The sequence below is a fragment of the Streptomyces sp. NPDC018964 genome (assembly GCF_044390325.1).
Lineage (GTDB): Bacteria > Actinomycetota > Actinomycetes > Streptomycetales > Streptomycetaceae > Streptomyces.
In genome coordinates, this window is record NZ_JBIRYZ010000005.1 from 416,512 (window position 1) to 426,278 (window position 9,767).

3 protein-coding genes, 1 tRNA gene and 1 rRNA gene are annotated in these 9,767 nt (G+C 70.0%); 1 reads left to right on the plus strand and 4 read right to left on the minus strand.

The features are described 5' to 3' along the window. Positions 1 to 45: 45 nt before the first annotated feature. Positions 46 to 5,517, minus strand: coding sequence for a HAMP domain-containing protein (locus tag ACH5AO_RS11615; RefSeq protein ID WP_398924046.1), 5,472 nt, complete (start codon positions 5,515 to 5,517; stop codon positions 46 to 48). Between the two features lie 413 nt (positions 5,518 to 5,930). On the opposite strand from ACH5AO_RS11615, the gene ACH5AO_RS11620 reads away from it, so the two are divergent. Then, the gene (locus tag ACH5AO_RS11620; RefSeq protein WP_398924047.1) at positions 5,931 to 8,684 is read left to right on the plus strand and encodes a SpoIIE family protein phosphatase; all 2,754 of its coding nucleotides are present in this window, start codon (positions 5,931 to 5,933) and stop codon (positions 8,682 to 8,684) included. A gap of 62 nt (positions 8,685 to 8,746) precedes the next feature. Here ACH5AO_RS11620 and ACH5AO_RS11625 read toward each other — a convergent pair. The 3 genes from ACH5AO_RS11625 to rrf all read right to left on the minus strand — a co-directional run. Continuing rightward, positions 8,747 to 8,819 (minus strand) — tRNA-Thr (locus ACH5AO_RS11625). A 78-nt stretch (positions 8,820 to 8,897) separates the two neighbouring features. After that, positions 8,898 to 9,560 carry a DegT/DnrJ/EryC1/StrS family aminotransferase gene (locus ACH5AO_RS11630; RefSeq protein ID WP_398924059.1) on the minus strand — a complete coding sequence of 221 codons (663 nt, stop codon included), beginning with the start codon at positions 9,558 to 9,560 and terminating at the stop codon, positions 8,898 to 8,900. Between the two features lie 115 nt (positions 9,561 to 9,675). Beyond that, a 5S ribosomal RNA gene (rrf, locus tag ACH5AO_RS11635) occupies positions 9,676 to 9,767 on the minus strand; the annotation flags it as partial.

The following is a 9,767-nucleotide window of genomic DNA, read 5'->3' on the forward strand; positions in this document are numbered from 1 at the left end:
CACCGATGCTTCCCGTCACCTGTGCGCCCCCTCCGGACGCCGGGCTCACTCCCCCCGCATCCACTGCTCCATCACCGACAGCAGGTGATCGGGGTCGACCGGCTTGGTCACATAGTCGGAGGCTCCCGACTCGATCGCCTTCTCACGGTCGCCCTTCATCGCCTTCGCGGTGAGCGCGATGATCGGGAGCCCGGCGAACTGCGGCATCCGGCGGATCGCCGTGGTCGTGGCGTACCCGTCCATCTCGGGCATCATGATGTCCATCAGGACGACCGCCACGTCGTCGTGCTGCTCCAGCACCTCGATGCCCTCGCGGCCGTTCTCCGCGTACAGCACGGACAGGCCGTGCTGCTCCAGGACGCTGGTGAGCGCGAAGACGTTGCGGATGTCGTCGTCGACGATCAGCACCTTCTGCCCGCCGAAGCGGATGCCGCGCCCCGACGGCCGGGGGGCCGGCTCCTGCCGCTCCACGCCCGGCCACTGCTCGGGCTCCGGAGCGGACCGCTGCTCGAGCGTGATCCTGCGGCGGCGCCGGAACAACGCGGCCGGACCGTTCTGGGTGTCCCGGTACGACTTCACCTCCGCCGGCGTCTCGACCTCCGCCGGGACCGGCTCGGCCGACTCCACCAGGTCGCCGGCCTCCAGTGCGGGCATGGGCTGCTGGTAGCCGTGCGGCGGCAGTTCGCTCGGGTGCAGCGGCAGGTACAGCGTGAACGTCGAACCGCGGCCCGGCTCGCTCTGCGCGTAGATCTCCCCGCCGAGCAGCTGCGCGATCTCCCGCGAGATGGACAGCCCCAGCCCCGTACCGCCGTACTTGCGGCTGGTGGTGCCGTCGGCCTGCTTGAACGCCTCGAAGATCACCCGCATCTTGCCGGCCGCGATGCCGATGCCCGTGTCGCTCACCGAGAACGCGATCAGGTCCGCGTCCGGGTCGGTCAGCGAACCGGCCTCCAGCAACTGCTCCCGGATGGCCTGCGGGACATCGTCACGGGCGGGCCGGATGACCAGCTCCACCGAACCGGAGTCGGTGAACTTCACCGCGTTGGACAGCAGGTTGCGCAGCACCTGGAGCAGCCGCTGCTCGTCGGTGTGCAGCGTGGCCGGCAGCTCCGGCGACACCCGCACGGACAGGTCCAGGCCCTTCTCCGCGGTCAGCGGCCGGAAGGTGGCCTCCACGTAGTCCACGAGCTGGACCAGCGCGATGCGCGTCGGGGAGACGTCCATCTTGCCCGCCTCGACCTTCGACAGGTCGAGGATGTCGTTGATGAGCTGCAGCAGGTCGGACCCGGCGCCGTGGATGGTCTCGGCGAACTCGACCTGCTTCGGGGAGAGGTTCCCCTCCGCGTTGTCGGCGAGCAGCTTGGCCAGGATCAGCAGCGAGTTGAGCGGCGTACGCAGCTCGTGCGACATGTTGGCGAGGAACTCGCTCTTGTAGCGCATGGAGACCGCGAGCTGCTCGGCGCGCTCCTCCAGGACCTGCCGCGCTTCCTCGATCTCGGTGTTCTTCACCTCGATGTCGCGGTTCTGCCGGGCCAGCAGCTCGGCCTTCTCCTCCAGTTCGGCGTTGGACGCCTGGAGCGCCTTCTGCCGCTGTTCCAACTCCGCCGACCGCTCGCGCAGTTGCTCGGTCAGTTCCTGGGACTGCGAGAGCAGCCGCTCGGTCTTGGTGTTGACCGAGATGGTGTTGACGCTCGTCGCGATCATCTCGGCGATCTGGTTGAGGAAGTCCTTCTGGATGTGCGTGAACGGCGTGAACGAGGCCAGCTCGATGACGCCGAGCACCTTCCCCTCGAACAGCACCGGCAGCACGATCACCTGCGCCGGCGGCGCCTCCCCGAGCCCCGAGGAGATCTTCAGGTAGCCGCTGGGCGCGTCCTGCACGAGGATCGTGCGCTTCTCCACGGCGGCCGTCCCGATGAGCCCTTCACCGGGCCGGAACGACGTCGGCATGGACCCCATGGAGTAGCCGTACGAGCCGAGCATCCGCAGCTCGAACTGGTCGTCGTCCGCGGCGTTCAGGTCCTCGCCGTCGACCAGCGGCATCGCGAGGAAGAACGCGCCGTGCTGCGCGGACACCACCGGCGTCAGCTCGCTCATGATCAGCGAGGCCACGTCCTCCAGGTCACGGCGGCCCTGCATCAGCGCGGAGATGCGGGCGAGGTTGCCCTTGAGCCAGTCCTGCTCCTTGTTGGCGATCGTGGTGTCGCGCAGGTTGGCGATCATCTTGTTGATGTAGTCCTGGAGTTCCTGGATCTCCCCGGACGCGTCCACGTCGATCTTCAGGTTCAGGTCGCCGCGGGTCACCGCGGTCGCCACCCGCGCGATGGCGCGCACCTGCCGGGTCAGGTTCCCGGCCATCTCGTTCACGGACTCGGTCAGGTCCCGCCAGGTGCCGTCGACGTCCCGCACCCGTGCCTGGCCGCCCAACTGGCCCTCGGTACCCACCTCGCGGGCCACGCGGGTGACCTCCTCGGCGAAGGAGGACAGCTGGTCCACCATCGTGTTGATGGTCGTCTTCAGCTCGAGGATCTCCCCGCGCGCGTCGATGTCGATCTTCTTCGTCAGGTCGCCCTTGGCGATGGCCGTCGTCACCATGGCGATGTTGCGCACCTGACCGGTCAGGTTGGACGCCATCTGGTTCACCGACTCGGTGAGGTCCTTCCACGTCCCCGCCACACCCGGCACGTGCGCCTGCCCGCCGAGGATGCCGTCCGTGCCCACCTCGCGGGCCACCTTGGTGACCTGCTCGGCGAACGCGCTCAGCGTCTTCACCATGATGTTGATGGTGTCGGCGAGCTGCGCCACCTCGCCGCGCGCCTCGATGCTGACCTGCCGCGACAGGTCGCCGTTGGCGACGGCCGCGGACACCTGGGAGATGTTCCGCACCTGGGTGGTCAGGTTCTTCGCCATCAGGTTGACGTTGTCGCTCAGGTCCTTCCAGATGCCCGTGACACCCGGCACGTGCGCCTGGCCGCCCAGGATGCCCTCGGTGCCCACCTCGCGGGCCACCCGCGTCACCTGCTCGGCGAACGACGACAGCTGGTCCACCATCGTGTTGACGGTGGTCACCAGCTCCAGGATCTCGCCCTTGGCATCGACGGTGATCTTCTTCGACAGGTCGCCCTTGGCGACCGCCGTGGTGACCTCGGCGATGTTGCGCACCTGGAGGGTCAGGTTGTTCGCCATGCCGTTCACCGACTGCGTGAGGTCCTTCCAGGTGCCGGAGACCCCCTGCACCTCGGCCTGACCGCCGAGGATGCCCTCCGTACCCACCTCGCGGGCCACCCGCGTGACCTCCTGGGCGAACGACGACAGCTGGTCCACCATCGTGTTCAGCGTGTTCTTGAGCTCCAGGATCTCCCCGCGCGCGTCCACGGTGATCTTCTGCGACAGGTCACCGCGCGCCACCGCCGTCGCCACCTGGGCGATGTTGCGGACCTGCGCGGTGAGATTGCCCGCCATGCCGTTCACGGAGTCCGTCAGGTCCCGCCACACGCCGGCGACCCCGGGCACCTGCGCCTGACCGCCCAGCCGGCCCTCCGTACCCACCTCGCGGGCCACCCGCGTCACCTGGTCGGCGAACGACGACAGCTGGTCCACCATCGTGTTGATGGTGTTCTTCAGCTCGAGGATCTCCCCGCGCGCGTCGACGTCGATCTTCTGCGACAGGTCGCCCCGCGCGACGGCCGTCGTCACCTGCGCGATGTTGCGCACCTGACCGGTCAGATTCGACGCCATGGAGTTCACGGAGTCGGTGAGCTCCTTCCAGGTGCCCGACACGCCGTCCACGCGCGCCTGACCGCCCAGCCGGCCCTCCGTGCCGACGTCCCGGGCCATCCTCGTGACCTGGTCGGCGAAGCTCGACAGCTGGTCCACCATCGTGTTCACGGTGTTCTTCAGCTGGAGCATCTCACCGGAGACGTCCACCGTGACCTTCTGCGACAGGTCGCCGTTGGCGACCGCCGTCGTCACCTGGGCGATGTTCCTCACCTGTCCGGTGAGGTTGCGGAACGCGGTGTTGACGGAGTCCGTCAGGTCCTTCCACGTCCCCGCCGCCCCCGGCACCTGCGCCTGACCGCCCAGCTCGCCCTCGACGCCGATCTCGCGCGCCACGCGCGTGACCTCGGCGCCGAAGGAGGACAGCTGGTCCACCATCGTGTTGACGGTGTTCTTCAGCTCGAGCATCTCACCGGCCACGTCCACGGTGACCTTCTGCGACAGGTCACCGTTGGCGACCGCCGTCGTCACCGCCGCGATGTCCCGCACCTGAGTGGTCAGGTTCCGGAACACCGTGTTGACGGAGTCCGTCAGGTCCTTCCACGTCCCCGCCGCCCCCGGCACGTTCGCCTGACCGCCCAGCCGTCCCTCGGCCCCGACCTCGTTGGCGACCCGCGTGACCTCGTCCGCGAAGATCCGCAGCGTCTCGGTCATCTGGTTGATCGTCTCGGCGAGCTGCGCGACCTCGCCGCGCGCCGGCACCGTCACCTTCCGCGACAGGTCACCGTTGGCGACCGCGGTCGTCACCTCGGCGATCCCGCGCACCTGAGCGGTGAGGTTCCCGGCCATGGTGTTGACGGAGTCGGTGAGCTCCTTCCACACCCCGTCCACCCCGGGCACCTGCGCCTGGCCGCCCAGGGCGCCCTCGGTGCCCACCTCGCGCGCGACGCGGGTCACCTCCGAGGAGAACGCGGAGAGCTGGTCCACCATCGTGTTGACGGTGTTCTTCAGCTCCAGCATCTCGCCCTCGACATGCACGGTGACCTTGCGGGACAGGTCACCGCGCGCGACGGCCGTCGTCACCAGCGCGATGTCGCGCACCTGCGCCGTCAGCCGCTCCGCCATCGTGTTGACGGAGTCCGTCAGGTCCTTCCAGGAGCCGGACATGCCGCGCACCTGGGCCTGACCGCCCAGCTTGCCCTCGGTCCCCACCTCGCTGGCCACGCGCGTGACCTCGTCGGTGAACGTCGACAACTGGTCGACCAGGTTGTTCACGGTCCGCGCGACCTTCAGGAACTCGCCCCGCAGCGGATGCCCGGCCCCTTCCGGCGCCGCCTGCGTGCGCAGCTCCATGCGCGGCGACAGATCACCCTCGGCCACCGCCGACAGCACCCGGCTGACCTCGGAGACGGGCCGCACCAGGTCGTCCACCAGCGCGTTCGAGTTGTCGATCGCGGTCGCCCAGGACCCCTCGGAAGCCCCCGTCTCCAGCCGCTCCGTGAGCTTTCCCTCACGCCCGACCATGCGGCGCACCCGCGCCAGCTCACCCGTCAGGTGCAGATTGCGGTCGGCCACCTCGTTGAAGACCGCCGCGATCTCCGCCATCACGCCGTCGCCGGACACCGTGAGCCGCTTGCGGAAGTTCCCGTCCCGCATCGCCACCAGCGCCGTCATCAGCCGGTTCAGGGCCGCCGTGTCCACGGTCGTGGTCCCGCCCCGCGCCCTTCCCGGCTCGCCCAGGGACCGTCCGCCTTTCGCGCGCGTCGTCTTCGTGCCCCGCGTCGCTGCGCCAGACTCCACTGTGTCCCTCCCGCAGGGGTCGACCGTTACCGCTGTGCCCGGGCACACCGCCAAGGGCGTTCCCGTCGTTCCTGTGCTTTCCCGTACTACCGTGATGTCCCGCCCGACGCTCCAGGGCGCCACCAGGGGGCTGCTGCCCACCCGGCACGGAAGGCACACGGCCTGCCCGGACCTTCACCACAAGCCTGCCCAGTGTTTCACCCCCGCCGAACCAGGCGATGACAGTCCGGCAGCTTCGCACATCGTCCGCACACCCACCGGACGGAGAACACCTCCGGACGGAAACACAGCAGACCGGCATTCGCTCGGACCGCGAAGGTAAGTAACCTTGCATCCGGCTGTCCAGCCATGCCGGTCCGCCCGGCCTGGGCGGTGGCACGGGAACGAGCGGGCATCGGAGGGCGGCCGCACACATGACCACCGGACTGATCCCGGGGGAGCAGCCCCCGGACCCACGGCCGGCTGACGGCCTGCCGCGCCAGCGGCACGTGCCGACCGGCCAGGGAGTCATGCCCGTCGAGAACCGGTCGAGGAGTTCTGTGATCACCGCGCGCGCGGCCGCCAGCTTCGAGCCCGTGGGGCGATCGGTCGCGAGCGCCCGCTCCTTCGTCCGCGACACCCTGCAAGGCTGGGGCTTCGGTGACATCGTCGACGACGCCGTGGTCCTCACCAGCGAACTGGTGACCAACGCCGTGGTCCACGCCGGGACCTCCGCCGACGTGCTCTGTCTGCGCAGTGACGAAGGCGTACGGATCGAGGTGGCCGACCGATATCCGGAGCGGGAGATCCCGCTCCAGGGCTCCGCCATCACCATGGGCAGCCCCGACCGCGAGGGAGGCCGCGGGCTCCAGCTGTGCGCGGCTCTGGCCGGCCACTGGGGCGTGGACTACACCCCCACCCACAAGACCGTCTGGTTCCGGCTCGACCTTCCCGAGCGTCCGGTCGGCACCCGCACCGCCGGCCCCGCCCTGCCGGCCCACCTCCTCCCGCTCACCGACACCCGGGTCCGCGTCGCCGTGGTCCAGATCGACCAGGTCGGTTCCATCACCGCCTGGAACGAGGACGCCGAGGAGCTCTTCGGCTACTCCGCCGAGCAGGTCACCGGCAAGCCGCTGACCGACTTCGCGGCCTGGCCGCACACCCCGGGCACCGGCACCGGCATCGCCGACGCGCTGCGGCTCTCCCGCTGGGAGGGCAGCTACGGCATCAGGGGCGCCCACGGCCGAGTGATCCCCGTGTACGCCTCCCACCTGCGGGTCCGGGACACCGACGGCGAGCCGTCAACGGTCTGCCTCCTGGTGCGGGACCACGAACGGGCGGTTCTGCAGACCCCGCTGCGCGGCCCCGCGCCCGACACGTCCGGCACTTCCGAGGGCCAGAGCACCGACCCCTTCGAGGTCTTCATCGGCTCCCCGGCCCCCGACGACCTCGACGGGCTGCTCCAGCGCACGGTGGAACGCGCCCGCGACATGCTCGACGGCGACTCCGCCTTCCTGCTCCTCGCGACCGACGACGAGACGGAACTGGAGGTCCGCGCCTCCACCGGCCTGCCCTCGGCCCGCCAGCGCTTCGCCCGCGTCCCCGTCGAGGCGGGCCCCGGCCGCTACGGCTCCGCCCGCATGCCGGCCGTCCACGAGGACCTGACCGCCGTCCCCGGCGCGGTCCCCCTCCTCAACGGCACCGGCATGCGTTCGGTCATCACCGTCCCGCTGAAGGTCGAGGGCCGTCTCACCGGCTCCCTCGGCGTCGCCGCGGAGGCACCCGGAAGATACTCCAACGAGGAGGCGCTGCGCCTGCAGTTCGCGGCGGACCGCATCGCGCTCGCCGTCGAGTCGGCCCGTCTGGGCGAACTGGAGCGCCTGCGCCGCGGCTCGCTCAGCTTCCTCGTCGAGGCCTCCGACCTGCTGGCCGGCACCCTGGACCGGGACCAGACCCTGGCCCTGATGGCTCAGATGACGGTCCCGACCCTCGCCACCTGGTGCGCCGTCTACACGATCGCCGACCAGGCTTCCGAGCCGTACCTCTCCTACGTGCTGCACGAGGACGAGGAGCTGATCGACGGCATCAAGTCCCTGCTGTCGAAGATCGCCCCGCCCGACCCGGTCCCCACCCCCGGTGCCCGCGTCTGGTCCGCTCCGGCGGAGGTCGCCCACCAGGCGGCCCTGCGCACCTCCATGCGCAGCCTCGGCCTCAGCGGCGGCCCGACCCGCCAGGTCACCACGGGCATCGGTCCGACCCTCGCCACGGCCTCCGCGGTCGGCGGGGAGACGGTGGTCCTCCCCCTGGTCGCCCGCAACCGGGTCATCGGCATGCTGACGCTCGGCAAGCCGACCGACGAGCACTTCCGTCAGGAGATCCTGGAGCTCGCCGAGGACCTCTCCCGACGGGCCGCCCTGGCCCTGGACAACGCCCGCCTCTACTCGGAGCGCACGGCCATCAGCCAGTCCCTCCAGCGCAGCCTCCTGCCGCCCGAGCTGCCGACCGTCGACGGCGTCGAGGTCGAGGTCATCTACCGCGCGGCGGGCGAGGGCAACGAGGTCGGCGGCGACTTCTACGACCTCTTCCCGATCAGCGACGGCGCGTACGGCTTCGCCATCGGTGACGTCTGCGGTACCGGCCCCAACGCGGCGGCCGTGACCGGTCTCGCCCGGCACGCGCTCCGGCTACTGGCCCGTGAGGGCCTCAGCGGTCCGGCGGTCCTGGAGCGCCTGAACTCCGCGATCCTCGACGAGGGCGCCCGCAGCCGCTTCCTCACCCTCCTCTACGGCGAGATGCGCCCGCGGGACGACGGCAGCGCGGAACTGAAGGTGGTCTGCGCCGGTCATCCCCTCCCGCTCCGCCTGCGCCAGGACGGCACGGTCGAACCGGCGGCGGAGCCGCAGCCCCTCCTCGGCGTCATCGAGGACCTGGAGCTGTACGAGCAGACGGTCACCCTCGATCCCGGCGACGTGCTCCTCTGCGTCACCGACGGCGTCACCGAACGCCGCGAGGGCCCCCGCATGCTGGGCGACGACGGCCTCGCCGACGTCCTGACGACCTGTACCGGTCTGACGGCCGGCGCGGTCGCGGCCCGCATCATGCGCGCGGTGGAGCGCTTCGCCTCCGAGCCCCCGTCCGACGACATGGCGATTCTCGCCATGCGCGTACCGGGCCTGCCCACGGATTAGCGGGTGCCCTCCCGCAGGGCATGAGAAAGGCCCCGCCCGAATGGGCGGGGCCTTTCTGTCCGAGCCCCCAAACGGAATCGAACCGTTGACCTTCTCCTTACCATGGAGACGCTCTGCCGACTGAGCTATAGGGGCCTGTCGCCGTGTTCGGGGTTTCCCCCTCGGCAACGGAATAGATCATACCCCGAACGAACCCGTGCTCCCAACCACCGCTCAGCCGACCGCCTGGAGCAGTCCGCCCAGCGCGTTGCACGCCGCCGCTATCCGCTGCATGTCCCGTTTGGTCAGTGACGCGTCCACGGGAAGCGCGAGCGTCTCGTCGGCGGCCCGCTCGGTCTCGGGCAGGGACACACACCGCCGGAACTCGGGCATCCGGTGTACGGGGGTCTTCACCGGCACGCGGCACTCAACGCCCTTGCTCCGTACGGCGCGTGCGAAGGCGTCCCGGTCGGGCCGGCCGTTCCCCGGTACCCGCACGACGTACTGCTGGTAGGTGTGCCCGACTCCGCTCTCGGGCGTCCGCACACCCCTCAACTTGGCGTCGAGGAACGCCGCCCGCTCCCGCCGCTGAGCCATCTCGTCGTACGACGCCTCGGATTCACCGTGCTCCAGCACCAGCAGCCCGTGCCGGCGGCCGAGCGCGTGCAACCGCCTCACGTCGGCGGGCCTTCCGAAGCGGTGCACGACAACGACGGCCGCGGTCCTCGGAGTCACGACCGACTCCACCGCGGCCGGCTCCAGACAGTACGTCACCGGGTCTATGTCGGCGAACACCGGCAACGCGCCTGCCATCGTCACGGCTTCGGCGACTTCCACGTTCCCGAAGGCCGGTACGACGACCTCGTCACCCACTCCGATGCCGGCAGCCCTGAGCAGTGCAGCAGTACTCATGGAGTGGATGCTCGTTGCGCAACGTGAACGTCAAGTGACACGGAACAAAAAAGGGTTGGACCCGGAACCAAAGTTCCGGGTCCAACCCTTTTGAAGAATTGTTCGGCGGCGTCCTACTCTCCCACAGGGTCCCCCCTGCAGTACCATCGGCGCTGTAAGGCTTAGCTTCCGGGTTCGGAATGTAACCGGGCG

Excerpts from the sequence above, each read along its gene's own strand:
- ACH5AO_RS11620 (WP_398924047.1), top strand. The coding sequence starts at position 5,931 with ATGACCACCGGACTGATCCCGGGGGAGCAGCCCCCGGACCCACGGCCG.